The organism is Nitrospirillum viridazoti CBAmc, assembly GCF_000730165.1.
GTDB classification, from domain to species: Bacteria; Pseudomonadota; Alphaproteobacteria; order Azospirillales; family Azospirillaceae; genus Nitrospirillum; species Nitrospirillum viridazoti.
This window is the reverse complement of the sequence record NZ_CP022110.1, coordinates 816,240-838,459: the sequence shown is the minus strand read 5'-3', so window position 1 is coordinate 838,459 and position 22,220 is coordinate 816,240. Positions and strand designations below refer to the sequence as shown.

The following is a 22,220-nucleotide window of genomic DNA, read 5'->3' as shown; positions in this document are numbered from 1 at the left end:
CGGGAGCGCGGGTATGAAGATCGCCGTCATCGGCGCCGGCATCACGGGCATGAGCTGCGCCTGGCTGTTGGCGCGGCAAGGCCATGACGTGACCCTGTTCGAGCAGAACAGCTATCTGGGCGGCCACTCCAACACGGTGGACGTGCCCGGTCGCGGCGCCCATCCCATGCCCGTGGACACCGGTTTCATCGTCTACAATGCCGCGACCTATCCCAACCTGGTGGCGTTGTTCGAGCACCTGGACGTACCCACCCAGGCGTCCGACATGTCCTTTGCCGTCACCCTGGACCGGGGCAAACTGGAATATTCCGGCACGAACCTGGCCGGCATGTTCGCGCAAAAGCGCAACCTGCTGTCGCCCACCTACCACCTGATGCTGCGCGACATTCTGCGCTTCTACAAGACAGCCCCGGCGCTGCTGGACCAGCCCTCGGCCGCCGCCATGACGCTGGGCGAATACCTGGTGGCGCAGCGCTATGGCCATCGCTTCATCTACGACCATCTGTTGCCCATGGGTGCCGCCATCTGGTCCTCCACCATCGGGGAGATGCTGTCGTTTCCGGTGCAAAGCTTCGTGCGCTTCTTCTGCAACCACGGCCTGCTGAAGCTGAAGGAACGGCCGCAGTGGCGCACGGTCACGGGCGGCAGCCGCGCCTATGTCACCCGCCTGACCCGGTCGCTGGAAGGCCGCCTGCACACCGGCCGCGCCATCGTCGCCCTGCGGCGTTCCGGTACCGCCGTGCACATCCAGGACTCCCAGGGGTGGAGCGGCAGCTATGACCACGTCGTGCTGGCCACCCACGCCGACCAGGCCCTGGCCCTGCTGCTGGACCCGTCGGAGGAGGAGCGGCGCATCCTGGGCGCCTTCCGCTACCAGATGAACCGGGCGGTGCTGCACCGCGACCCGCTGCTGATGCCCCGGCGCGCCAAGGCCTGGTCCAGCTGGAACTACAGCGCCCATTCCACCCGGGACCGGGACGCCAAGGTGTCCGTCACCTATTGGATGAATTTGCTGCAGGGGCTGGACAAGCGCGTACCCCTGTTCGTCACCCTAAACCCCATCACCGAACCGCGCCCGTCCCTGAAGGTGCGGGAGTTCATCTACGACCACCCGCTGTTCGACCTGGCCGCCGCGACGGCACAGCAGGAATTGGGCCTGATCCAGGGCACCCGCCGCACCTGGTTCTGCGGCGCCTATTGCGGCTATGGCTTCCATGAGGACGGCCTGTCCGCCGGTCTCGCTGTGGCGGAATCGCTGGGCGCCCAGCGGCCGTGGCAAGTCACCGACGCCTCCCCCGCCGGGCGCAACGCCCGCCCACGGGGTAGCGCCCGCCTGGCGGCGGCGGGGTAAGGCGGGATGATCCTGGTCCGCAAGCACGTGAGGCGAATTACCACCCCGGCCTGATCGTCAGGCCGGGCCGTTGGCGTTCGCCCATCCTTCGCGGTTCCCAAGGACATCATCCCATGACATTCCCCACACCCATGCTGCACCTGGTGTGCGGCAAGATCGCCGCCGGCAAGTCCACGCTCACCGCCGCCCAGGCGGCAGCGCCCGGCACCATCCTGCTGAGCGAGGATCACTGGCTGGCCCGCCTGTATCCCGAAGAACTGGCCAGCGTCGCCGACTACATCCGGCTCAGCGCCCGCTTGCGTCAGGTCGTGGGCCCGCACGCCGTGGCCTTGCTGCGGGCCGGGCTGTCCGTGGTGCTGGACTTCCCCGCCAACACGCCCGGCTTGCGTCTATGGATGCGCGGCCTGTTCGAGGAGGCCGGCGCCGCCCACACCCTGCACTACCTGGACGTGCCCGATGAGGTCTGCCGCCAGCGCCTGCGCGCCCGCAACGCCGCCGCCGGCCACGACTTCGCCGCCACCGACGCGGAGTTCGACGCCATCACCCGCTACTTTGTCCCGCCGGATGAAGCGGAAGGGTTCGTGATCGTACGCCACCCGTAAACTGAGCCTGCCCCTAAACTCAGCCTGCCCCTAAACTCAGCCTGCCAGGAAATCCGCGATGGCCCGGCCCAGGTCGGGCTTGGTCACGGCGCTCATATGGTCGCCGGGGATTTCGACGTAGCGGGCATCGGGCAAGGCCGCCACAAGGTCGGACGCGGACCCGTTGTCCTGGTCCTGCGCGCCGGCCGTGATGAGGATGGGCAGGTCCAGGCCGGCCAGCACGCCCGGCGGGGTGTCGACGAAGGTCTCCAGGATGTTGAGCAGGGCGACGGGGTCGCCACCGACCGTCTTCAGGAAGGCCTCCGCCATCCATTCCGGCGTGCCGCGCTCGAAGGTACCCAGGTTGGTCAGGATGCGGCGGAAATGCTCCCCCCGGCCGGCGGTATGGGTCAGGCCGGCCAGGCCCATGCCGGCGCAGATGGCGCGGGCCGGGGTGGCGCCGCGCGCCAGCATGCGCATGGTGGTGCGCCCGCCCAGGGAATAGCCGCCCAGGTCATAGTCGGTCAGGCCCAGATGCTCCACCAGCGCCAGGCCGTCATCGGCCAGCACGTCGGGCGGGTAGGCCGACACCTCATGCGGCTTGGCACTGTCGCCATGGGCCCGCAGGTCGGGCATGATGACGCGGTAGCCGCGCTCCGCGATGCGGGCGGCGTGGCCGTACTTCAGCCAGTTGACCGTGGCGGTGGAAAAATAGCCGTGGATCAGCACCAGCGGCCGGCCGTGACCCAGTTCGCGGTAGGCCAGGCGCTGGCCGTCGCGGCCGAAGAAATGCTGAACGGTGATGTCGGAGGGGGCCACGGGCATGCATCCGGCGTTGGGGAAACCTTGCCCCAAAGCTACCGTCAGGCCATGGGATTGGAAAAGTCTTCCGCCGCTTAACGGCCGAGCGCCTTGCGCATGCCCCAGGCGGCCAACTGGGTGCCGCAGCCCATGGTCATCAGCCGGGGACCCTGGCGCTGATAGCCCATGGCCTCATAAAACCCCACCGCGTTCATGGAGGAGGTGAGGTACAGGGCGCCGGCGCCCCGATCGCGGGCCAGGGTCTCGATCTCTTCCAGCAAGCGGCGGCCGGTACCCTTGGCGGCCACCGGATCGACATAGACGGCCCGGACCTCGGCGCTGTAGAGCGCAGAGAAGCCGACCACGCGCCCCGCCTGCTCCGCCACCAGCACATGCTCCCCCCATTCCGTCATGGCGGTGCGGTAGTCCGCGGCCTCACGCCCGCCCAGAAGGGCGATGAGTTGTTCGGGCGAGTAATGCCCGGCGCAGAAAGCGTGGACGGAGCGGATATGGACCTGGCGAATGCCCTCGGCGTCGTCGGCCTCCCCAGGCCGGATCACCGGCGTTGGGGCATCAAGGGGGGGTGTGCGTATGCTCGACCGGTACATGCCGCCCAATTCTATCCTCGCCCAGGGGCTTCGGCAGCGCCCGTCCAGCACCTGGAACAGCCGCGGTCATTTCAAAGGAAACGTGCGCCATCCGGCTCCCCAACGCGGGAAAGCTGCACGTCGATGAAGTATGCACGGGGAAGACGCTGAAAGCGATGCCTCGCATGCACCCATTGCTATTTTCCCGGTAATTTGGGCGGCGCGCAAGCCGGCCGTTCATCGTTTCGACATCAACGGTGCAGGAATGCCCGGCGGGGGCTTCCATCCCCGACCGGGACCGCTATCCTGGCAGGGCATATCCCTTGCGATTAGGCCGCCCCTTGGACACGCTTGCCTCTCCCGCCGCCTTGCTCACCCCTGACGAGCCACCCGCCGTCACGGTGGTGAATCCCCAAGGGCCCGCCCCCGTGGTGCTGCTGTGCGAACATGCCGCACGCCGCGTGCCCGCCCGCCTGGGCACCCTGGGCGTTCCAGCCGCCGACATGGAGCGGCACATCGCCTGGGACATCGGGGCGGAGGCGGTGACTCGCGCGCTGGCCCGGCGGCTGGACGCGCCGGCGGTAATCGCCGGATATTCCCGCCTGGTGGTGGATTTGAACCGCCCGCTGGACAGCGCCACGCTGATGCCGGCGGTCAGCGACGGCACCCCCATCCTGGCCAACCAGGCCCTGACCGATGCCGACCGCCAGGCGCGGCTGGACGCCCTGTTCCACCCCTACCACGCCACCGTCGCGACTTGCGTCGACGCCAAGCGCGCGGCGGGCCAGGTGCCGGCCATCATCTCCGTCCACAGCTTCACGCCGGTCATGAACGGCTTCCAGCGCCCCTGGCACCTGGGCGTGCTGTGGGACCAGGATGGCCGCCTGCCCCTGCCCTTGTTGGAACTGTTGCGGGCCCTGCCGGGCGTGGTGGTGGGCGACAACGTTCCCTACTCGGGGCGCGACGGCCACGGCTACACCCTGAAGACCCATTCCACCCGGCCGGGCCTGCCCGGCGTGCTGATCGAAATCCGGCAGGATCTGATCGGCGACGCGGTGGGCGTGGAGCACTGGTCCGCCCTGCTGGCGCAAGCCCTTGGACAGCTGATCGGCCGCCCCGATATACACCACGTTCTGGCCGGCGCCTAAGCCGGCCGCCCCCCTTCACAAGGATATTCCATGGTTCCCGAGATCGACGACACCACCCGGGTCGAGCTTGAGGCCGCGGCCTTCCGCCGGCTGGTGGCGCATTTGCGTGAGCGCACCGACGTCCAGAACATCGACCTGATGAACCTGGCCGGATTCTGCCGCAACTGCCTGTCCAAATGGTACCGCGCCGCCGCCGAGGAAAAGGGCGTGGCGCTGGACTATGAGGCCGCGCGCGAGATCGTCTACGGCATGCCGTACGAGGACTTCAAACGCCTGCACCAGCGCGAGGCGACGGCGGAGCAGAAGGCGGCGTTCGAGCAGAGCAAGCCGAAGGACTGACACGGGGGCGGCGCCCCTTTACCGGCGCTTGCCCATCCCCGGCCGCGCGGGTAAGGTCGCGCCCTCACCATTCAGACCACCCACTTAGAACGAAGAGGCATTCCCCATGTCGGACGCCCCTGTTGCGACGGATGTTGGCGGCATCGCCGGCGACCGCCTGCGCTCCATCATCGAGCGCATCGAACGCCTGGAAGAGGACAAGAAGGGCATCGCGGACGACATCAAGGACATCTACGCCGAAGCCAAGGGCGTGGGGTTCGAGACCAAGATCATCCGCGCCATCGTCCGCCTGCGGAAGATGGAAAAGAACGACCGGCAGGAGCAGGACGCCCTGCTGGAGCTCTACAAGGCCGCGCTGGGCATGGAGTGAGCTGCGGGGCTCGCACGAGCCCGGCACCGTCAGGATCAAGGCCGGGCCGCCAGCGGGCGCCCGGCCTTTTTCTTCAGCCCCCAAGCCCGATGAGAGCCCCCAGCTTCGCCCTCAAGTCCACCAGCACATCCGACGGAACCGCAGCCCCCATGGGCCGGATAAGCCGCGCCAAAGTATCTATACTGCGCACGTGACTGGTCAGTATTTCGCCCGTGATCGGCAGCCCCTCCGGCAGCACCACGCTGGTTCCGAAGGGTCGAATCTTGCTGGTGATGGGGCAGACGATGGCGAAGCGGCTGGCATCCCAGAACACCGCCGGCGATACCACTACGGCCGGTCGGCGGCCGCCCTGTTCCCGTCCCAACCTGGGATCAAAATCCGTCCAGATGAGGTCCCCGGCCTCAGGCCGGTATTCAGTCACTCGACCACCTCGCGGCCGACATCGTCACCCCAGTCGAAGGCGGCCCCCATGGCATGGGGAGTCATGCCCACGAGCAGATCAGCCAGCTGATAACGCGGGCGGGTCGGCGAGATGACGATTCGGCCATGCTCGGCCACCACCTCCACGCGGTCGCCTTCGGCCAGACCCACTTCAGTGGCGATATCCTTGGGGACCCGCAGGCCCAGGCTGTTACCCCACCGTGAAATCTGAACCTGCATGATAGCCTCCTGGCTTCTTCCAGGCCAAAGGATATCCGCCGGATATACAAACTTGTCAATCGAACCGGTAGGCGTCCATGGCCAGGGCGCCCAGTTGCACGCTGGCGTGCAAACGGCGGCCGGGCTGGCCAGGGCTGGCGGCGCCCACGGCGGCGAACAGGGGTAGCAGGTGCTCGTCGCGCGGGTGGTTCTGGCGGGCGAAGGGCGCGCGGGCGCGGTAGTCGTCCAGGGCCGCGACGTCGGCGCCGCTGACCTTGTCATGGATCCAGGATTGGAAGGCGGCGGCCCAGGGCGCCACCTCATCCGTGCCCTCCCACGCCAGGTCACGCAGATTGTGGGTCAGTGAACCCGAGGCGATGATGAGCACGCCCTGGTCGCGCAGGGGCCGCAGCGCCTCGCCCAGGCGGCGGTGGTGGGCGGGTCCCAGATGCGGCTGGATGGACAGCTGGGCGACCGGAATGTCGGCCTCCGGGAACATCAGGATTAAGGGGACCCAGGCGCCGTGGTCCAGGCCGCGCGCTTCCCCGCCCGTGACGGTGATACCGGCGGCGGCCAGGGCCGCCAGGGCCGCCCGCGCCACCTCCGGCGCGCCGGGGGCGGGGTAGCGCATCTCGAACAGGGCGCGGGGAAAGCCGCCGAAATCGTGGATGGTCTCCGGCTGGTCAGCCAGGGAAGCCGTCGGTGCCGCCGTCTCCCAATGCGCCGAAAGCACCAGGATGGCGCGGGGGACGCCCGCCGCCCGGATGTCGCAACCCAGGGTCTGCAGGAAGCGCTGCGCGTCACTGTCCTGCAGCGCCAGCATGGGGGAGCCGTGGGAGATGAAATAGACCGGCTGGCGCGCCGCCGTGACAGGGGCCGGGGCGGCGGCGGGCATGGCGGAGAGGGCGGGCATGGGGCGGAACCTTGGGTTTGGAAAGACTGACCCTTCCAACATGGCCCCATCGACACCATTTGCCAAATCACTGGTTATCAACATCACCATTCACCATAGTGATGGTCAATTGCCAAGGGACCGTCCATGGACATCAGCCAGATCGACCTGAACCTGCTGCACGTCTTCGACGCGCTGTACCGGGAACGGCAGGTGACGCGGGCCGGCCGGGCGCTGGGCCTGTCGCAGTCCGCCGTCAGCAACGCTTTGGCCCGCCTGCGCCAGCATATGGGCGACGACCTGTTCGTGCGCACCCCCACCGGCATGGTGCCCACCGCCGTGGCCGACACCATGGCCCGCCCCCTGCAAGGCGCCCTGGACCAGGTACGGGCCGCCCTGGCCGCCCGCCAGCCCTTCCTGCCGTGCGAGGCGCGGGACGCGATCACCGTGGGCCTGTCTGACCATGCCGAGTTCGTGCTGGGCCCGCCCCTGGTGGCGGCCCTGCGGGCGGAGGCCCCGGGCCTATCCCTGGTGCTGCGCCATGCCGATAAGGACAACGCCCTGCCCGGGCTGGAATCGGGCCTGCTGGACCTGGCGCTGGGCATGCTGCCCGATCCCCCCGCGCACATGACGCGGCAGATGCTGGTGCGCGACGGGCTGGCGGTGCTGATGCGTCCGGGTCACCCAGCCTTGGATGCCCACTGGACCCTGGAGACCTACCTCGCCTTCTCCCACCTGCTGGTCTCGGCCACCGCGTCCAAGGTGGGGGCGGTGGACCGCATGCTGGAAACGGTGGGCCGGCAGCGCACCCTGGCGGTGGTGGCGTCCCACCTGCTGGCGGCCGCCCCCATGCTGCGCGATAGCGACCTGGTCTGCACCATGCCGGCGCGCGTGGCCCACCCGTTGGCCGACTCCTTCGGCCTGGCGGTGCTGCCCCTGCCTGCGGACATGCCGGTGGGTGACAAGCCAGCGGGCGGCATGCGCCTGTCCATGGTGTGGCACCGCCGCCTGAACAGCCACCCGGCCCACGCCTGGCTGCGCCGCCGGGTGGCGGAGGTCGCCCGGTCCCTGCCTCCCGTCCCTGGGGTCGCGGGCGGCGGGAGCGACACCGCCGCCGCTTGACCTGCCTCATTGGCCACCAACCGGTGGCGATGTAAAGTGCGGCCCCTGATTCTTCCCCTCCTGATCTGGTGACGACGCCTTGGCCGAGCCGAACTTTTTCCTGAACGACATCTGGTACTACGCCATGCCCGGCCGCACCCTGGCCGTGGGCGCCATGCGGGCGCAGACGCTGCTGGGCCAGCCGGTGCTGTTCGGCCGCACCAAGGAGGGCGCCGTCTTCGCCCTGCGCGACATTTGCCCCCACCGCGGCATACCGCTGTCCTGCGGCCGATTCGACGGCAAGGAGGTGGAGTGCTGCTACCACGGCTGGCGCTTCGACCGGGAGGGCAAGTGCACCGACATCCCCTCGCTGGTGGAGGGGCAGGAGTTCGACCTGAACCGCATCCGCGTGCGCAACTATCCGGTGCGGGAGATCAGTGGCAACATCTGGATCTGGATGGGCGCCGGGGAGCCCGACCAGGAACCGCCGCAGCCGCCCGGCCTGCCCGCCGACAAGCAGCCGGACATGGTCATGTCCATGGATTTCCCCTGCCACCTGGACCATGCGGTGGTGGGCCTGATGGACCCGGCCCACGGGCCTTTCGTCCACCAGTCCTGGTTCTGGCGCTCCACCAAGTCCATTCATGCCAAGGAGAAGGCCTTCGGCCCCGGCCCCTACGGCTTCGTCATGAAGAAGCACCGGCCGTCCAGCAATTCCCGCGCCTACACCATCCTGGGCGGCGTGCCTGAGACGGAGATTGCCTTCCGCCTGCCCGGCATCCGGACGGAAACCATCTCGACCGGCAAGCACACCGTCTGGAACCTCACAGCGGTGACGCCGGTGGATGAGGGCAATACCCGCATCACCAACCTGTTCTACTGGACCCTGCCCTGGGCCAACCTGCTGAAGCCGGTGCTGCGCCCCATCGCGGAGCGCTTCCTGGGCCAGGACCGCGACGTGGTGGTGATGCAGCAGCAGGGCCTGCGCCACGACCCGACCCTGATGCTGATCAAGGATGCCGACACCCAGGCGCGCTGGTATTACCAGCTGAAGAACGAGTTCCGCCGCGCCCGGGAGGAGAAGCGCCCCTTCGAAAATCCCGTGCGCGATACCGTCCTGCGCTGGCGCAGCTGAGGGATCGATCCGCTATAGTCATGTCCGAACCGCTCGCTGATGAGAGACCGGACATGACTGCGACCGCCGAACCCACCGCCCCCCTTGGGACCCTTCCCCTTGGGACCCTGCCCAACTGGGACCTGTCCGACCTGTACAGCGGGCCGGACAGCCCACGGCTGCGGACGGATCTGGAGCGGGTGGAGCGCGAGGCCCAGGCCTTCCATGGCCGCTATTCGGGCAAGCTGCCCGGTCTGTCAGGCAAGGAGCTGGGCCAGGCGGTCGTCACCTACGAGGCGCTGGATGAGACGCTGACGCGGATCATGAGCTACGCCGGCCTGCTGTACGCCGGGGACCAGAGCGACGGCGCCATCGCCCGCTTTTACCAATCCATGCAGGAGAGGGTGACCGCCGTCTCGGTCCATCTGCTGTTCTTCACGCTGGAACTGAACCAGCTGTCCGACAAGGACATCGACGCCAAGCTGAAGGCGCCGGAGTTGCACCGCTACGCCGCCTGGCTGCGCGACGTGCGCATCTTCCGCCCCCACCAGCTGTCGGACGAGCTGGAGCGCTTCCTGCATGAGAAGGCGGTGGTGGGACGCAATGCCTGGACCCGCCTGTTCGATGAGACCATGGCGTCGTTACGCTTCCGTATCGATGGCCAGGATCTGACTTCGGCGGAGGCCTTGAACCTCCTGTCGGCGCCGGACGCCGCCACGCGCAAGGCGGCAGCCATCGAAATCGGCGCCGTGCTGGGCCGCAACATCAAGCTGTTCGCCCTGATCACCAACACGCTCGCCAAGGACAAGGAGATCGAGGACAAGTGGCGCCGCTATGACCAGCCCTGGTCATCGCGCAACCTGTCCAACCGCGTCGAGGACGCGGTGGTGGAGGCGCTGGTGGGCGCCGTGAAGGACAGCTACCCCGCCCTGTCGCACCGCTATTACACGCTGAAGGCCAAGTGGTTCGGCGGCGACACCCTGGACTATTGGGACCGCAACGCCCCCCTGCCCGACGTGGCCGAGCGCACCATCCCCTGGGAAGAGGCGCGGGAGATCGTGCTGTCTTCCTACGCGCGCTTCAGCCCCGACCTGGCCGGCGTGGGCCGCCGCTTCTTCGAGAACGCCTGGATCGACGCGCCGGTGCGGCCGGGGAAGAACCCCGGCGCCTTCGCCCACCCCACGGTGCCCAGCGCCCATCCCTATCTGCTGGTCAACTACATGGGCAAGACGCGGGACGTCATGACGCTGGCCCATGAGCTGGGCCACGGCGTGCACCAGGTGCTGGCGGGCGGCCAGGGCCATCTGCAGTCCGACACGCCCCTGACCCTGGCGGAGACGGCCAGCGTGTTCGGGGAGATGCTGACCTTCCGCGGCCTGCTGGCCGCCGAGACCGACCCCGCCCGCCGCCGCGCCCTGCTGGCCGGCAAGGTGGAGGACATGCTGAACACCGTGGTGCGCCAGACGGCGTTCTATGATTTCGAGCGCCGCGTCCACAGCGAACGGCGCCAGGGCGAACTGTCGGAAGAGCGGCTGGGCGAAATCTGGCAGGCGGTGCAGACGGAAAGCCTGGGCCCTGCGCTGCGATTCGACGCGGGCTATGCCACCTACTGGTCCTACATCCCCCACTTCGTCCATTCGCCCTTCTACGTCTACGCCTACGCCTTCGGCGACTGCCTGGTAAACAGCCTCTACGCCGCGTTCGAGGAAGCGTCGGCCCACAACGGGTCCGAGGCCTTCGCGCGCCGCTATCTGGAGATGCTGGCGGCGGGCGGCACCAAGCGGCATAAGGAACTGCTGGCGCCCTTCGGCCTGGACGCCACCGACCCGGCCTTCTGGCACAAGGGCCTGGGCATGCTGAAGGGCTTCATCGATGAGCTGGAGGCGCTGGGCTGAGCGCCCGCCGGCTTGTCCATTTCCGATTCGGGGCATTCCTCGTGGAACGAAGAACAACAACCATGAATCATCGCATTTCCCGCCTGGGCGTTGGCCTGTTGGCGGCCTTGGCCTTCAGCGCGGTCGCGGGCACAGCGCTGGCGGCCGCCCACCCCAAGCACGAGGCGGCCAAGAAGCCTCCGGCCAAAGCTAAGGATCTGAACGGCTGGGGCCAGGTCACCTGGGGCATGACCCACAAGCAGATCCTGGCCGCCTACCCCAAGGCCCGGGAGTTCGAAATGGGGAATGGCGCACATGTCCGCTACCTGTTCGGCCTGGAAAGCGTGCGCCTGGGCGGCTGCGCCTATGCCGTCGACTTCGAGATGAAGAAGAACGCCCTACGCCGCGTCACCCTCTACGGCCAGGAAGCGTCCAAAGAATGCGGTGACGGCGTCGACGCGCAACTGGTGAAGCAGCTGGGCGCCCCCGCCGGCCGGCAAAAGGACGCCGAATCGGCCAGCGCCGAATGGAAGGCCGGCCACACCAAGATCACCCTGCGCCGGGGCATCGGCAAGGCCGTCCGCAAGGTGGCACCGGTGGTGGAATACCAGCCGAAGTGAGGGCCGATTTTTTAGGCCGGCTCGCTGGCCTGCGCACGCAGGGCAATGATCCCCTGCCGTGTGGCCATCCATTCGGGCTCCTCCTTGAAAGCGGCCTTACTTCGATGAACCCTCGCCATCAGTGATGCCGGCCAGTTTTCTCCACCCCGCTTATGGTTGCGGATGGCCTGCTCAAGCCAGTCGGCATTGAAGCCCTCCCAGACACCAGCCACGTCGAACAAGTTTGGAAGACATACGGGACGGACTTCATCCCGGTGAATGGTGTCGAGTTCGTCGATACTGTAAGGCGACGCCGACAGCACCCTGATTCGCCAATCGCGGTCCTCCGACACCTCAGTGTCCAGGTACATCCACGACAAAGCATTCCAAACCGGGCGGCGCGCTTGCAACTGCGCTTCTGAAAACCAATTGCCGCCGCCGCTCATTTGGACCGCCAAGTTGCCGCCATCATAGACCCAACAGCGTATCGCGCCCCAATCTCCGAAGCAAAAAGGGCGGCCCCCATTGGGACCGCCCTTTTTCATTTCGGCTGTGCCTTCTGATCAGGGATCAGTGCAGCTTGCCAGGCAGCTCCTCGATGGCCGAGGCCACCATGGCGTCGCTGCGCGACTGGTCGATGGTCTGGGTCAGCAGCGATTCGGTGGCGGACAGGGCCACGTCCACGGCCAGGCTGCGCACCTGCTGCAGGGCGGCGGCCTCGGCCTGGGCGATCTTCTCCAGGGCCTGGGCCTCGCGGCGCTTCAGGGTCGCCTCCAGGTCCGCTTCCGCGTGCTGGCGGATGCGGTCGGCTTCCTCGCGGGCGGCGGCGATGATGGCGTCAGCCTCCTTCATCGCGTCGCGCTGCTTCTTCTGGTAGGCGGTCAGGGCCGCCTCAGCATCCTGGCGCAGCTTCTGCGCGGTCTCGATCTCCAGGCGGATCTTCTCGGCGCGAGCGTCCAGGCTCTTGCCCAGAGCACCGAAGCCGCCCTTCCAGATCACCAGGGCCAGGAAAACGACGAAGGCGACGCCAACCCAGAAAGTGGGATTCTGCAGATCGAACATCACGCACGCTCCTTCAGGGCGGCATCCACGGCGCCATCGACGCCGGCCTGATCGGGCGAGACACCCGCCAGCTTGGCGACGGCAGCGGCAGCAGCCTCGGCGGCCACGGCGCGAACGTTGGCGAGAGCGGTCTGCTTCTGGCCCTCGATGCGAGCCTCAGCTTCCTTCTGCTTAGCGGCCAGGCCGGCGACGACATCGGCCGTGCGCTTGGCGGCCGCGGCGTCGGCCGTGGCGGCGGTCTCGTTCAGCAGCTTGTGGGCGCCGGCGCGGGCCTCGGCCACCGCCTTCTCATAGGCGGCGACGATGGCATCCGTCTCGGCCTTTAGCTGCGTGGCCTTGTCCAGGTCGCCGGAAATCTTGGCCTCGCGGGCCTCCAGAACGGCGCCGACGCGCGGCAGGCCGACCTTGGTCACCAGCACGTAGAGCGTGCCGAAGGTGATGGCCAGCCAGAAAATCTGAGACGCGAACGTCTTGGTGTTCAGCTGGGGCAGGCCCTTTTCCTCGTGCACGCCAGCTTCCTGCTCCACGCTGTCCGTCGCGTGGGCGGTTTCTTCACCCGTCTGCGCGAACGACGGCGTGCCGCCTAGGGCCACCGTCAGGACGGCGGCGGCGGCAAGGCCCTTCAGCCACACCATGAGCCTTGGATTCACCATGAAGATCACCTTGTTTGCGAGATCGCCCGGAAAGGGCTGGCGCTGACATCGCATCACGGGTGTTGGCCCATGAGACATCCCGCACCGGGCCATCGCCGGAAATCGGATCGGAACCTGTGAAGCGGGTTGACGATACGGCCGGCCGCATTGGCCCCAAACATGGGCTCAGGGGCGGCGACCGGCATGATGCCGGCCCCGCCCCTTCAACCTACTTCAAACGCGGGCAGTCTTCCCCTAAGGGCTGGCCGCCGCGGCCGTTCCATCAAGCCCAGGGTCAGGCTTAGGCGAACAGGATCAGGAAGGCGATCAGCAGCGCGAACAGCGCCACGGCTTCGGTCAGCGCGAAGCCCAGAATGCCGATCGGGAACACGGAGGCGCGGGCGGCCGGGTTGCGACCCACGGAGGCGATCAGGTTGGCGAAGATGTTGCCGATGCCGATGCCGACACCAGCCAGGGCGAACATGGCCAGACCGGCGCCGATGAACTTAGCGGCTTGCGGATCCATTATAGACTTCCTCTGTGTGATGGAACGGTTGAAGGGTGAAGACAGGCCCTACGGTCGGACGATCGCGGCTTAGTGCAGCTCGATGGCGTCGCGGATGTAGAGGCAGGTCAGGATGGTGAAGACGTAAGCCTGCAGGAAGGCGACCATGATCTCGAAGCCGATCAGGGCCACGTTGATCGCCACCGGCACGGCGCCGGCCAGCCAGCCGACGGCGCCCAGGGCACCGATCATCGTGATCGTGAAGCCGGCGAAGACCTTCAGCATGGTGTGGCCCGCCATCATGTTGGCGAACAGTCGGATGGACAGGCTGACCGGCCGCATCAGATACGAAATGATCTCGATGGGGATCAGGATGGGCGCCAGCGCGATGGGCGCGCCCGAGGGGAAGAAAAAGCTGAAGAAGTGGAAACCGTGGCGGATCAGCGCCACCAGGGTCACGAACACGAACACCAGGGCCGCCAGCGTGAAGGTCACGATGATGTGGCTGGTGAAGGTGAAGGTGCCGGGGATCATGCCGATCATGTTGCCGAACAGCACGAAGGCGAAGATCGAGAACACCAGCGGGAAGTAGGGGCGCGCCTGGGCGCCGGCGTTGTCCCGCACCATGCCCGATACGAATTCGTAGAGCAGCTCCGCCACCGACTGCAGCCGGCCGGGGACCAGGGCGCGCGACGCGGTGCCGGCGACCAGCAGGCCCGTGACAAGCACGGCCGCGACCACCATGTAGAGGGAGGAGTTGGTGAAGGAGACGTCGTGCCCGGCGAGATGCAGAGGAACGATCTGCTCGATGCGAAACTGATGCAGCGGATCAGTGGCCACGATTCCCCTCACCTTCATCCTTGTCGGGGGTGGAGTTGGTTCCGCCCCCTGAGTTGGCGCCCGTGTCCGGTCGCCGATATCCCACCGCGTATCCCATGCCGTTGACGGCCCGGTATACATTCAACATCGCGGCAGCCGCCCCCAGGACGAACATCACGATCAGTCCCCAGGGCGACGTGCCCAGCCAGCGATCGATGACCAAACCGCCACCAACGCCGACCACCATCGCCGCGACCAACTCGGCACCGACACGAAACGCGACGCCCAGCATGCCGTTTCCCGCCTCATCCTTCCGCTGTGTGGGGGAGGAAGAGGAAGACTCGGTACCGCGTCGCGCATCCCGCAATCGGGCCTCAAGCTCATCCAAGGAAGGCGGGGGTGTCTGGTCCGTCAAGGTCTAAACCCCTGGAGGTATGCCCCTTCCGCCGCAATGGAGTCGTCGCCATGCGAAAGCGGCGGCACCATACGGGGCGGTACACCCCCTGTCAAGTCGCAAAAGTACGGGGCCAAGCCCATGATTCTAAAGGACTATTTTGGCGCCCCGCGTGGCATGCAAGGGGGTGATGCCACAAGCTCAGCCGCCGCCGCGCGCGCCACCCTGCGTAGCACCGCCAGCCATGCCCGGCTCGGCCCCCGGCGCCAGCACGGTCGCCTCGACCGCCAACGGCGCCGCGGCCTTGAAGCGCAGGGTCAAATGGACGCGCTGCCCAACCTGTAGGGGCTGGGTCAGGCCCATCAGCATGATGTGCGGCCCCTCGGGCTTCAGCGTCACCGTGCCCCCCGCCGGCAGCGCCACGCCATCGGCCAGTGGCCGCATGCGGGCGATTCCGTCCACCACCTCCGCCATGTGGATCTGGGCCACCTTGCCCACGTCGGCCTCCACCCCCACCAGCCGGTCGGCCGGCCCCTTGTTGTGCAGGGTGAGGAAGGCGACGCCGGCCCTGGCGCCCCGGATGGTGGGCCGCGACCAGGCGGCGCTGGCCTCGATGGCGGACGCCGGCGCCTCCTGGGCAACGGCCGGCGCGACGGCCGTCACCGGCGCGGCGGCGATCATCAGCGACGCGAGAAGGGAGCGGATGCGGACCATGTTTGCCCCTATTGAGGATGCGACGGGCCCCTCTGCCCCATCGGGGCGGGATGTCGCAATTGGACAGAAGCGCCCAGCGGCGCTCCCTGGCGGCGCCCTACTTCCGGGCTCCTACTTCCCGACCGGCCCTTTGGCCATGGCCTCGCGGATGCCTTTCACCATGTCCTCCGCGGTGGTGCCCCGGGCGAAGATAGTAGCCAGGCGGTTGTCCGGGTCCATGAGGTAGACGTAGGTGGAGTGGTCCATGAGGTAGTTTTCCGGGTCGTCGCCGGCCACCTTGGCGGCATAGACCCGCCAGGCGCGCGTGGCGGCGGAGACCTGGGCGGCCGTGCCGGTCAGCCCCACCAGGCGGGGATGGAACTGGGCCACATAATCCGACAGCTGCTGCGGCGTGTCGCGGCCGGGATCGACGCTGACGAAGATGGGCTGCACCTTGTCGCCCTCCACCCCCAGCTGATCCATGGCCTGGGCCATGACCTGCAGCTCGGTGGGGCAGATGTCCGGGCAGAAGGTGTAGCCGAAGAACATCAGCCGCCAGGACCCGGCGTAGCTTTTCTCCGTCACCGTCTTGCCGGACTGGTCCACCAGGGTGAAGGGGCCGCCCACGGCCACACCCGGCACGATCTGGCCGCCGCCACCCGACGCCGGGGCCGCACCCGTGCTGCTGGCGCTGGACGCGGGGCGGGAGGACGGTGGCGCCCCCAGCCACCATGCCACCAGGGCCGCGAAGGCGAGCGCCGGCACCAGGGTGACCAGCAGGCGGATCAGACGTTTCTTGGCCATGGGATGTGCGGCGCCCGTGCGACGGGAAGATGGGTCCCCTTTACCCTAGCGCGCCCCGGCCCTGAAAACAAAGGCGGGCGGCACCCATCGGCACCGCCCGCCCCTGGTTCTAAAGTCTAGGCCACCCGCTTAAAGGACGCCCAGCATGCTGGCCACCAGCGGGTGGCGCACGATGTCGCGGTCGTTCAGGCGGACCACGGCGATGCCTTCCACCGCCTCCAGCCGGCGGGCGATGTCGGCCAGGCCGGACAGCCCGTTCAGCAGGTCGGACTGGTCCGGGTCGCCGGTCAGCACCATGGTGGAGTGCCAACCCAGACGGGTCAGCAGCATCTTGATCTGGCCGTAGGTGCAGTTCTGCGCCTCGTCGATCACGACGAAGGCGTTGTTCAGGGTGCGGCCACGCATGAAACCCACTGGCGCGATCTCGATGGTGCCTTCCGCCATCAGGGTGCGCAGGCGCTTGCCGCCCAGGCGGTCGTTCAGCGCGTCGTAGAGCGGGCGCAGGAAGGGGGCCATCTTCTCCCCCATATCGCCCGGCAGGTAACCGATGCTCTCACCCGCCTCGATGGCCGGGCGGGAGAGGATGATGCGGTCCACCCGGTTGGCCTCCAGCGCTTCCACGGCACTGGAAATGGCCAGGTAGGTCTTGCCCGTGCCCGCCGGGCCCAGCGCCAGCGCCAGGTTATGGCTGGCGATGGCCTCCATCAGGACCTTCTGGTTGGGGCTTTGCGGTTTGACCTTGCGCACATAGCTCTGATCCCGCCGCTCCTCGATGGGGTCCCAGCTGCCGCTGACGGGGCCGCCAGCGGCCCCATTGGCGGCCCGGGCGGGCATCGCATCGGGGAAAAGCGGGCGCACCTTGTCGGAGCTGGAGCCGCCGGAAGTCACCTTCACTGGACGCTTGGCCATGTCTGTCTCCTCAGTCACACCGAATTGAGCCGCGGGAACGCCCGCGGCCAGGTTACTAGGCAGGCAGGAACCGCGTGCCGGGCGACCCCGGGGGTTGGGACCCCGGGCGCCGGAGACCGGGCACGAAAAAACCGCATCCCCAGGTCAGCGGGGCATGCGGTTTGGAGAGGGCCATCGTGGGGCGCCGGATGGGGCGATCCGCATCCCCTTGCGGAGCCGGATGCCGCGGACCGTGCGATGCGGCGGGACGATGGCGGCCGATTGCGGGCGGCCTCAAGGGTCAACGGCGGCGGGGGCATCGGGGGAAGTCCGTTCCCCCGGCAGGCACACGACAGCACAGGCAGCGGCGCACAGTTTGGCAATACCCCGACCCGTCATTCTTGAGTGACGACCCTGGTATGCACTCTACCGCACCTGCGAGCATCTGTCAGCAGGCCTTGGGGCATACATCAAATATTCATACCAGATGTGGTGACCAGAAGACCCCGAGTCGCCGCACCCAGCCAACCGCGAAGACATTCCCGAGTCGGACCGCCCTTGCCCTTTCGGGATAAGGTGGCGTGAGCCGGTGCGGCCGGCCGGTTTCGGCACCGCGGCGAAAACGCCCCCGCGATTCAAGAGGCTGCCCCTTGGCCGCCCCCCGCCACCCAGGTTCGCACCAGAGACGCGAGCACCCCGAAGGTGCACTAAGACTCAATAAATATTGTGTGCGCTGGCGCTTTCCGCTCAAAATGTGGATCTGAGGATTCCCTTGACGCCTGCGCCCATCTGGTCTTGAAACGCGCCTTCGATGGGTCCGGCCTGGGGCGCCATCCTGCCGTCCGGCAAGGATGTACCGTCGCATTTCGAGGACCCTCTGCCCCCCGCGGGCGATCGGACGCAGGCCCCTGCCCCCGGCTGGGGCGCCAAGGGACGTTCCGGTCACGCGTGGACGGGTGATGGTCAGGCAGATTAGGGACTAAGGGGTCAGGGGCGAGATGAGCAACCAGGTGGCATTTCGGGACGCGCCGTTCCAATTGCGCGGCAGCAACTTCACCATGATGGTGCTGAAGGTCTCGGACCCGCATGCCCAGAACTTTTTCTTCGCCCTGTCGGACAAGGTGCGTCAGGCGCCCAATTTTTTCCGCAATGCGCCGGTAGTGCTGGACCTGGACGATCTTCCCCCGGGGCAAGGCTTTGATTTCGAAAATTTCTGCGACCTGTTGCGCACGTTGGGCCTGATCGCCGTGGGCCTGCAGGGCGGCACGCGTGAACAGCAGGAGGCGGCACTGGCCGTGGGCCTGGCCGTGTTCCCGCAAGGGCGTGCGGCGGCGGACGCCCAGCCGGCGGCGCCCCGGCCCGTCGCCGTGGCGGACGCACCGGCGGCCGCAGCGCCCGCTCCGGCGCCCGCGCACGACCTGCCCTACCAGAAGGCCACCCTGCTGGTGCGGGAGAACGTGCGGTCCGGCCGGCAGCTGTACGCCCAGGGCGGCGACCTGGTGGTCATCGGGTCGGTCTCGCCAGGCGCCGAGCTGGTGGCCGACGGCAACATCCATGTCTACGGCGCGTTGCGCGGCCGTGCGCTGGCGGGAATGGCGGGCGACCGCAACGCCCGCATCTTCTGCCAAAGCCTGGAGGCGGAGATGGTCTCCATCGCCGGGCTGTACCGGGTGAGCGAGGATCTGGAGAAATCCGTCCTGCGCCGCCAGGTCCAGATCTACCTGGACCAGGGTTTCCTGCACATCGATCCGGTCACCGTCTGACGCACGGCCGGTTTTCCCAGTAACCTTCTTTTCCAAGGGAGACGTTCTTGGCCAAGATCATCGTCATGACATCGGGCAAGGGCGGCGTCGGCAAGACCACCTCATCCGCCGCCTTCGGCACCGGCCTGGCCTTGCGGGGGTTCAAGACCTGCATCATCGATTTCGACGTGGGCCTGCGCAACCTGGACCTGATCATGGGGTGCGAGCGCCGCGTGGTGTTCGACTTCATCAACGTCATCAATGGCGAGGCGCGCCTCAGCCAGGCGTTGATCAAGGACAAGCGGGTGGAGAACCTGTACATCCTCCCCACCTCGCAGACCCGCGACAAGGACGCGCTGACCGAGCAGGGCGTCGAGAAGATCCTGAATGAGCTCAAGAAAGAGTTCGACTACATCATCTGCGACAGCCCGGCCGGCATCGAACGCGGCGCCCTGATGGCGCTGTACTTCGCCGACCACGCCATCATCGTCACCAACCCCGAGGTCTCCTCGGTGCGTGACAGCGATCGCATCCTGGGCGTCATCCAGGCCAAGTCGCGTCGCGCCGAGAAGGGCGAGGCCCCGGTGCAGGAACACCTGCTGGTCACCCGCTACGACCCGGAGCGGGTGGAAAAGGGTGAAATGCTGAAGGTCGAGGACGTGCTGGAGATCCTGGCCATCCCGCTGCTGGGCATCATCCCGGAAAGCCCCGCCGTGCTGCGCGCCAGCAACGTCGGCATGCCCGTGGTGCTGGACGACAAGTCCAACGCCGGCCAGGCCTACTCCGACGCCGTCGGCCGCTTCCTGGGCGAGAAGATCGAGCACCGCTTCGTCAAAGTGGAGAAGAAGGGCTTCTTCGACCGGCTGCTGCGGAGGACCGCATGAGCATCTTCGATTTCTTCCGCACGCCCAAGAAGGCGTCCGCGGCCGACCAGGCCAAGGAACGCCTGCAGATCGTCCTGGCCCATGAGCGGGCCGGCCGCGACAGCCCGGATTTCCTGCCCCAGCTGCAGAAAGAGCTGCTGGACGTCATCAAGAAGTACGTCTCCATCGACGACGACAAGGTGGCGGTGAAGCTGGACCGGGCCAGCGGCTATTCCACGCTGGAGGTCAACGTGGAATTGCCCGCGCCAGCCAAGGGGGCGGCACGCGCCGCCTCCGGCGGCAAGGTCGCGGCAGCCGGGAACGCCTGATCGTTTTCCCTCAGGCGCCGGGCGGCCGCATCCGCGGCCTTGGCTATCCTCGTTCCGCCCTGCGGTGCTCACTCCAGGGCCAGCGGTCACTGGCCTGAGGAGAGCTGGGCGGATATGAACTCGGCAGAGGCCGGTCCCCGGGGGCCGGCCTTTGTCGTTTCAGGCAGCGTCCGCCTGCACCGCTTGCTGACGCAACTTGGCGGCCAGCGCCGTGGCCTGGGCGTCGTCGAAGCCGTCCAGCGCCCCCAGCACCACCTCGCGCAGGTCGGCATGGCGGGCGGCGCGACGCAAGGCTACCAGGCTGTCGGCATCTACGCCGACATGATCCATGACCGAGGCCAGGGCGGCCACCGTCTCCCGCGTTGGCGCCGCCGTCACCAGTTGCGCCAGATCGGCGCGCACGGTGGGGCGGCCCAGCCGGCCCAGGGCGCAGACGGCACCGGTGGCCACCGCCCGGTCGGGATCGGCCCGCAGCTTTTCCAGCGCGTCGATCACGGGGAATTCCGCTTGGCGCACGCAGCGGCAGGCGGCCGCCCGCGCCGCGGCGTCGGCCGTGCCCAGCAGGCGCAGCAGCACCTTGCGGTCCAGCGCCACCTCCAGCCGCACGGCGGCGGTGAGGGCCGCCACCTCCACGGGGCCGGCCAGCCCCACGCCACCCAGCAAGCCGGCGACGATGGCCGTCGCCTGTGGCCCGCCGATGGCGGCCAGCGCCTCCAGCACCGCCACCGGTTCCCGGCCGTCAAGCCCATAACCGGCCAGGCGCCTCAGACGCAGACCCAGCAGCGGCACGGCGGCGCCCAAACGGCGACGCCCCACCTCCGCGATCAGGGGCAGGGCTTTGCTGAGCGGCGCGTCCGGCAGCCGGGCCAGCAGGGCGGCGTCATCCAGGTCGGCCGGCGCCGGTTCGGCAGGCAGGCGGGGACGCAGAGGCGTGGGCGGGTTCACGGCCACCGGCGCGGGGGTCCCGAACAGGTCCATCTGGTCCAGGGTCGATTCCACCCCCTTGGGTTTGCGCACTTTCGCCATCATCTTCCCCGCCAGAACGAACAATACAAGAACATACTAGGCACGCCCGTTCCCATCCGTCAATCCGGCGCGGCACATTCCGCTGGCCTTTCGGCAGGCGGCTTTTGCGGCATCGTCGCCCCTCTTCCGGTCGTGGTAAGAGGGCGGACCTGCAATGTATGGGAGCGCGCGCCGTGGCCGGCCTGTCCTGGATCAGCAAGTTCACCGGCGCCCCGCGCCCCGTCGTGAAGGGCGCCGCCTTTCTGTTCCTGGCCCTGGGCGCGGCGCTGCATCCCGGCACCGCCCGCGCCGCCAATTGCGACCAGCCGGCCTCCGAAGAGGAACAGATGCAGTGCCTGGGCGCCGATCTGCGCCGCACCGATGCCGAAATCAACCGCGTCTATGGCGAGGTGCGCGGCAAGCTGGAGGACGCCGGCAAGCTGGCCCTGCGCAATGAACAGCGCGCCTGGCTGAAGCGGCGGGATGAAACCTGCGGCCTGGACAACAAGGAAAGCGACCGCGAGAAGTGGTTCCAAGCCATCCTGACCAACCGTGCCAAGACGGTCTGCGTCGTCCGCTTCACCAACGAACGCTCGGCCCAGCTGGCGGCGGAGCAAAATGGCAAGGCGCCGGAAGCCGAGGCCGCTGCCGCCTCCACCGACCTCTATGAAATCTGGGGCAAGGCGCCGGTCAGCACTGGCAAATGGTATATCGAAGCGACCATCGACATGGGCGCCGTGGCCAAACGGGCGGAGACGGCCCTGTTCCTGGGCGCGGAAAGCCGGGAAGGCAGCTATGGCACCCTGATCCAGTTGCGCCACAACCGCGCCGGCGAACCCCGGCATGTGGTGGGTCTGGCTGTGGATCTGGACAGTGGCTGGGTCTATCTGCGGTCGGACGGCCAGTGGCACGGTGCCGCCCCCGGCCAAGCGGGCGGCATCCAGACCCCACCCCGGCTGCCCACACGCATCGGGCTGACCTCCAGCGTGTCCATGACCGACATGATCAAGGACGGGCTGATCAGCCTGAACTTCGGCGAACGGCCCTTCGTCTACGCCGTGCCCGATGGCTACAGGCCGCTGAAATAA

Annotated in this window: 28 protein-coding genes; 13 read left to right on the top strand and 15 right to left on the bottom strand. The window is 67.8% G+C overall.

Features of this window, described 5'->3' with window-relative positions; translation table 11 throughout:
* Positions 1 to 13: 13 nt before the first annotated feature.
* Complete coding sequence (locus tag Y958_RS03935; RefSeq protein ID WP_088870983.1) at positions 14 to 1,351, top strand: NAD(P)/FAD-dependent oxidoreductase; 1,338 nt, start codon at positions 14 to 16, stop codon at positions 1,349 to 1,351.
* A 113-nt stretch (positions 1,352 to 1,464) separates the two neighbouring features.
* A complete protein-coding gene (locus tag Y958_RS03930) occupies positions 1,465 to 1,953 on the top strand; it encodes a P-loop nucleotide/nucleoside kinase family protein (RefSeq protein ID WP_088870982.1) in 489 nt (162 codons plus the stop codon).
* A gap of 36 nt (positions 1,954 to 1,989) precedes the next feature.
* Here the strand turns inward: Y958_RS03930 and Y958_RS03925 are convergent, their stop codons facing one another.
* On the bottom strand, positions 1,990 to 2,757 hold the full coding sequence (locus Y958_RS03925) for an alpha/beta fold hydrolase (RefSeq protein WP_088870981.1): 768 nt from the start codon (positions 2,755 to 2,757) through the stop codon (positions 1,990 to 1,992).
* A 71-nt stretch (positions 2,758 to 2,828) separates the two neighbouring features.
* Positions 2,829 to 3,293 carry a GNAT family N-acetyltransferase gene (locus Y958_RS03920; protein ID WP_050898742.1) on the bottom strand — a complete coding sequence of 155 codons (465 nt, stop codon included), beginning with the start codon at positions 3,291 to 3,293 and terminating at the stop codon, positions 2,829 to 2,831.
* Between the two features lie 368 nt (positions 3,294 to 3,661).
* Between Y958_RS03920 and Y958_RS03915 the strand changes: the two genes are divergently transcribed.
* The 3 genes from Y958_RS03915 (at position 3,662) to Y958_RS03905 (ending at position 5,177) form a co-directional block, all read left to right on the top strand.
* Positions 3,662 to 4,468, top strand: a complete 807-nt coding sequence (locus Y958_RS03915) for an N-formylglutamate amidohydrolase (RefSeq protein WP_088870980.1) — start codon at positions 3,662 to 3,664, stop codon at positions 4,466 to 4,468.
* Positions 4,469 to 4,498: 30 nt separating this feature from the next.
* The gene (locus Y958_RS03910) at positions 4,499 to 4,807 is read left to right on the top strand and encodes a DUF1244 domain-containing protein (protein WP_050898743.1); all 309 of its coding nucleotides are present in this window, start codon (positions 4,499 to 4,501) and stop codon (positions 4,805 to 4,807) included.
* 106 nt (positions 4,808 to 4,913) lie between these two features.
* Positions 4,914 to 5,177 carry a DUF2312 domain-containing protein gene (locus Y958_RS03905; protein WP_040850401.1) on the top strand — a complete coding sequence of 88 codons (264 nt, stop codon included), beginning with the start codon at positions 4,914 to 4,916 and terminating at the stop codon, positions 5,175 to 5,177.
* Positions 5,178 to 5,250: 73 nt separating this feature from the next.
* Here the strand turns inward: Y958_RS03905 and Y958_RS03900 are convergent, their stop codons facing one another.
* From Y958_RS03900 to Y958_RS03890, 3 genes are read right to left on the bottom strand one after another with little or no spacing between them, the layout of a single operon-like run.
* Positions 5,251 to 5,541 carry a type II toxin-antitoxin system PemK/MazF family toxin gene (locus Y958_RS03900; RefSeq protein ID WP_244909366.1) on the bottom strand — a complete coding sequence of 97 codons (291 nt, stop codon included), beginning with the start codon at positions 5,539 to 5,541 and terminating at the stop codon, positions 5,251 to 5,253.
* Between the two features lie 53 nt (positions 5,542 to 5,594).
* A complete protein-coding gene (locus tag Y958_RS03895; RefSeq protein ID WP_040850408.1) occupies positions 5,595 to 5,837 on the bottom strand; it encodes an AbrB/MazE/SpoVT family DNA-binding domain-containing protein in 243 nt (80 codons plus the stop codon).
* Positions 5,838 to 5,892: 55 nt separating this feature from the next.
* A complete protein-coding gene (locus Y958_RS03890) occupies positions 5,893 to 6,729 on the bottom strand; it encodes a DODA-type extradiol aromatic ring-opening family dioxygenase (protein WP_244909365.1) in 837 nt (278 codons plus the stop codon).
* A gap of 126 nt (positions 6,730 to 6,855) precedes the next feature.
* Between Y958_RS03890 and Y958_RS03885 the strand changes: the two genes are divergently transcribed.
* The 4 genes from Y958_RS03885 to Y958_RS03870 all read left to right on the top strand — a co-directional run bounded on the left by Y958_RS03885 (position 6,856) and on the right by Y958_RS03870 (position 11,417).
* Entirely contained in the window at positions 6,856 to 7,830 is a 975-nt protein-coding gene (locus Y958_RS03885; protein ID WP_088870978.1) for a LysR family transcriptional regulator, read from the top strand.
* Between the two features lie 79 nt (positions 7,831 to 7,909).
* On the top strand, positions 7,910 to 8,944 hold the full coding sequence (locus tag Y958_RS03880; RefSeq protein ID WP_211098523.1) for an aromatic ring-hydroxylating oxygenase subunit alpha: 1,035 nt from the start codon (positions 7,910 to 7,912) through the stop codon (positions 8,942 to 8,944).
* Positions 8,945 to 8,997: 53 nt separating this feature from the next.
* A complete protein-coding gene (locus Y958_RS03875; RefSeq protein ID WP_088870977.1) occupies positions 8,998 to 10,818 on the top strand; it encodes a M3 family oligoendopeptidase in 1,821 nt (606 codons plus the stop codon).
* A 62-nt stretch (positions 10,819 to 10,880) separates the two neighbouring features.
* Entirely contained in the window at positions 10,881 to 11,417 is a 537-nt protein-coding gene (locus Y958_RS03870; protein WP_088870976.1) for a hypothetical protein, read from the top strand.
* Positions 11,418 to 11,428: 11 nt separating this feature from the next.
* Here the strand turns inward: Y958_RS03870 and Y958_RS03865 are convergent, their stop codons facing one another.
* From Y958_RS03865 to Y958_RS03825, 9 genes are all read right to left on the bottom strand, one after another.
* Positions 11,429 to 11,842, bottom strand: a complete 414-nt coding sequence (locus tag Y958_RS03865) for a DUF7079 family protein (RefSeq protein WP_145960788.1) — start codon at positions 11,840 to 11,842, stop codon at positions 11,429 to 11,431.
* A gap of 124 nt (positions 11,843 to 11,966) precedes the next feature.
* The gene (locus Y958_RS03860; RefSeq protein WP_088870974.1) at positions 11,967 to 12,458 is read right to left on the bottom strand and encodes a F0F1 ATP synthase subunit B family protein; all 492 of its coding nucleotides are present in this window, start codon (positions 12,456 to 12,458) and stop codon (positions 11,967 to 11,969) included.
* Positions 12,458 to 13,111, bottom strand: coding sequence for a F0F1 ATP synthase subunit B family protein (locus tag Y958_RS03855; RefSeq protein ID WP_244909364.1), 654 nt, complete (start codon positions 13,109 to 13,111; stop codon positions 12,458 to 12,460). Before Y958_RS03855 ends, Y958_RS03860 begins: the two co-directional genes overlap by 1 nt.
* A gap of 280 nt (positions 13,112 to 13,391) precedes the next feature.
* Positions 13,392 to 13,616 carry an ATP synthase subunit C family protein gene (locus Y958_RS03850; protein ID WP_088870973.1) on the bottom strand — a complete coding sequence of 75 codons (225 nt, stop codon included), beginning with the start codon at positions 13,614 to 13,616 and terminating at the stop codon, positions 13,392 to 13,394.
* Positions 13,617 to 13,685: 69 nt separating this feature from the next.
* Positions 13,686 to 14,453 (bottom strand): F0F1 ATP synthase subunit A, encoded by a 768-nt coding sequence (locus tag Y958_RS03845; RefSeq protein WP_088870972.1) that lies wholly within the window; start codon positions 14,451 to 14,453, stop codon positions 13,686 to 13,688.
* Positions 14,425 to 14,706, bottom strand: coding sequence for an AtpZ/AtpI family protein (locus tag Y958_RS03840; RefSeq protein WP_244909363.1), 282 nt, complete (start codon positions 14,704 to 14,706; stop codon positions 14,425 to 14,427). Before Y958_RS03840 ends, Y958_RS03845 begins: the two co-directional genes overlap by 29 nt.
* A gap of 303 nt (positions 14,707 to 15,009) precedes the next feature.
* A complete protein-coding gene (locus Y958_RS03835) occupies positions 15,010 to 15,522 on the bottom strand; it encodes a copper chaperone PCu(A)C (RefSeq protein ID WP_088870970.1) in 513 nt (170 codons plus the stop codon).
* 111 nt (positions 15,523 to 15,633) lie between these two features.
* Positions 15,634 to 16,305 (bottom strand): SCO family protein, encoded by a 672-nt coding sequence (locus Y958_RS03830; protein WP_244909362.1) that lies wholly within the window; start codon positions 16,303 to 16,305, stop codon positions 15,634 to 15,636.
* 129 nt (positions 16,306 to 16,434) lie between these two features.
* Entirely contained in the window at positions 16,435 to 17,214 is a 780-nt protein-coding gene (locus Y958_RS03825; protein ID WP_040847915.1) for a PhoH family protein, read from the bottom strand.
* Between the two features lie 977 nt (positions 17,215 to 18,191).
* Between Y958_RS03825 and minC the strand changes: the two genes are divergently transcribed.
* From minC to minE, 3 genes are read left to right on the top strand one after another with little or no spacing between them, the layout of a single operon-like run.
* Positions 18,192 to 18,956, top strand: coding sequence for a septum site-determining protein MinC (gene minC, locus Y958_RS03820; protein ID WP_088870969.1), 765 nt, complete (start codon positions 18,192 to 18,194; stop codon positions 18,954 to 18,956).
* A 47-nt stretch (positions 18,957 to 19,003) separates the two neighbouring features.
* A complete protein-coding gene (gene minD, locus Y958_RS03815) occupies positions 19,004 to 19,819 on the top strand; it encodes a septum site-determining protein MinD (RefSeq protein ID WP_088870968.1) in 816 nt (271 codons plus the stop codon).
* Entirely contained in the window at positions 19,816 to 20,127 is a 312-nt protein-coding gene (gene minE / locus Y958_RS03810; RefSeq protein WP_088870967.1) for a cell division topological specificity factor MinE, read from the top strand. The genes minD and minE overlap by 4 nt, the downstream gene beginning before the upstream one ends.
* A 159-nt stretch (positions 20,128 to 20,286) precedes the next feature.
* On the opposite strand, the gene Y958_RS03805 is transcribed toward minE, so the two are convergent.
* Positions 20,287 to 21,156, bottom strand: coding sequence for a hypothetical protein (locus Y958_RS03805; protein WP_145727742.1), 870 nt, complete (start codon positions 21,154 to 21,156; stop codon positions 20,287 to 20,289).
* Positions 21,157 to 21,311: 155 nt separating this feature from the next.
* Here Y958_RS03805 and Y958_RS03800 point away from each other — a divergent pair, with 155 nt between their 5' ends.
* Positions 21,312 to 22,220 carry a lysozyme inhibitor LprI family protein gene (locus Y958_RS03800; protein ID WP_088870965.1) on the top strand — a complete coding sequence of 303 codons (909 nt, stop codon included), beginning with the start codon at positions 21,312 to 21,314 and terminating at the stop codon, positions 22,218 to 22,220.

Coding starts and splice junctions, on each gene's coding strand:
- Y958_RS03885 (WP_088870978.1), top strand. CDS start 6,856: ATGGACATCAGCCAGATCGACCTGAACCTGCTGCACGTCTTCGACGCG.
- Y958_RS03830 (WP_244909362.1), bottom strand. CDS start 16,305: ATGGCCAAGAAACGTCTGATCCGCCTGCTGGTCACCCTGGTGCCGGCG.
- Y958_RS03835 (WP_088870970.1), bottom strand. CDS start 15,522: ATGGTCCGCATCCGCTCCCTTCTCGCGTCGCTGATGATCGCCGCCGCG.
- Y958_RS03930 (WP_088870982.1), top strand. CDS start 1,465: ATGACATTCCCCACACCCATGCTGCACCTGGTGTGCGGCAAGATCGCC.
- Y958_RS03825 (WP_040847915.1), bottom strand. CDS start 17,214: ATGGCCAAGCGTCCAGTGAAGGTGACTTCCGGCGGCTCCAGCTCCGAC.
- Y958_RS03850 (WP_088870973.1), bottom strand. CDS start 13,616: ATGGATCCGCAAGCCGCTAAGTTCATCGGCGCCGGTCTGGCCATGTTC.
- minC (WP_088870969.1), top strand. CDS start 18,192: ATGAGCAACCAGGTGGCATTTCGGGACGCGCCGTTCCAATTGCGCGGC.
- Y958_RS03895 (WP_040850408.1), bottom strand. CDS start 5,837: ATGCAGGTTCAGATTTCACGGTGGGGTAACAGCCTGGGCCTGCGGGTC.
- Y958_RS03855 (WP_244909364.1), bottom strand. CDS start 13,111: ATGGTGAATCCAAGGCTCATGGTGTGGCTGAAGGGCCTTGCCGCCGCC.
- Y958_RS03935 (WP_088870983.1), top strand. CDS start 14: ATGAAGATCGCCGTCATCGGCGCCGGCATCACGGGCATGAGCTGCGCC.
- Y958_RS03925 (WP_088870981.1), bottom strand. CDS start 2,757: ATGCCCGTGGCCCCCTCCGACATCACCGTTCAGCATTTCTTCGGCCGC.
- Y958_RS03845 (WP_088870972.1), bottom strand. CDS start 14,453: ATGAAGGTGAGGGGAATCGTGGCCACTGATCCGCTGCATCAGTTTCGC.
- Y958_RS03840 (WP_244909363.1), bottom strand. CDS start 14,706: ATGCTGGGCGTCGCGTTTCGTGTCGGTGCCGAGTTGGTCGCGGCGATG.
- Y958_RS03875 (WP_088870977.1), top strand. CDS start 8,998: ATGACTGCGACCGCCGAACCCACCGCCCCCCTTGGGACCCTTCCCCTT.
- Y958_RS03910 (WP_050898743.1), top strand. CDS start 4,499: ATGGTTCCCGAGATCGACGACACCACCCGGGTCGAGCTTGAGGCCGCG.
- Y958_RS03905 (WP_040850401.1), top strand. CDS start 4,914: ATGTCGGACGCCCCTGTTGCGACGGATGTTGGCGGCATCGCCGGCGAC.
- Y958_RS03865 (WP_145960788.1), bottom strand. CDS start 11,842: ATGAGCGGCGGCGGCAATTGGTTTTCAGAAGCGCAGTTGCAAGCGCGC.
- minE (WP_088870967.1), top strand. CDS start 19,816: ATGAGCATCTTCGATTTCTTCCGCACGCCCAAGAAGGCGTCCGCGGCC.
- Y958_RS03800 (WP_088870965.1), top strand. CDS start 21,312: ATGGGAGCGCGCGCCGTGGCCGGCCTGTCCTGGATCAGCAAGTTCACC.
- Y958_RS03870 (WP_088870976.1), top strand. CDS start 10,881: ATGAATCATCGCATTTCCCGCCTGGGCGTTGGCCTGTTGGCGGCCTTG.
- Y958_RS03860 (WP_088870974.1), bottom strand. CDS start 12,458: ATGTTCGATCTGCAGAATCCCACTTTCTGGGTTGGCGTCGCCTTCGTC.
- Y958_RS03890 (WP_244909365.1), bottom strand. CDS start 6,729: ATGCCCGCCCTCTCCGCCATGCCCGCCGCCGCCCCGGCCCCTGTCACG.
- Y958_RS03805 (WP_145727742.1), bottom strand. CDS start 21,156: ATGATGGCGAAAGTGCGCAAACCCAAGGGGGTGGAATCGACCCTGGAC.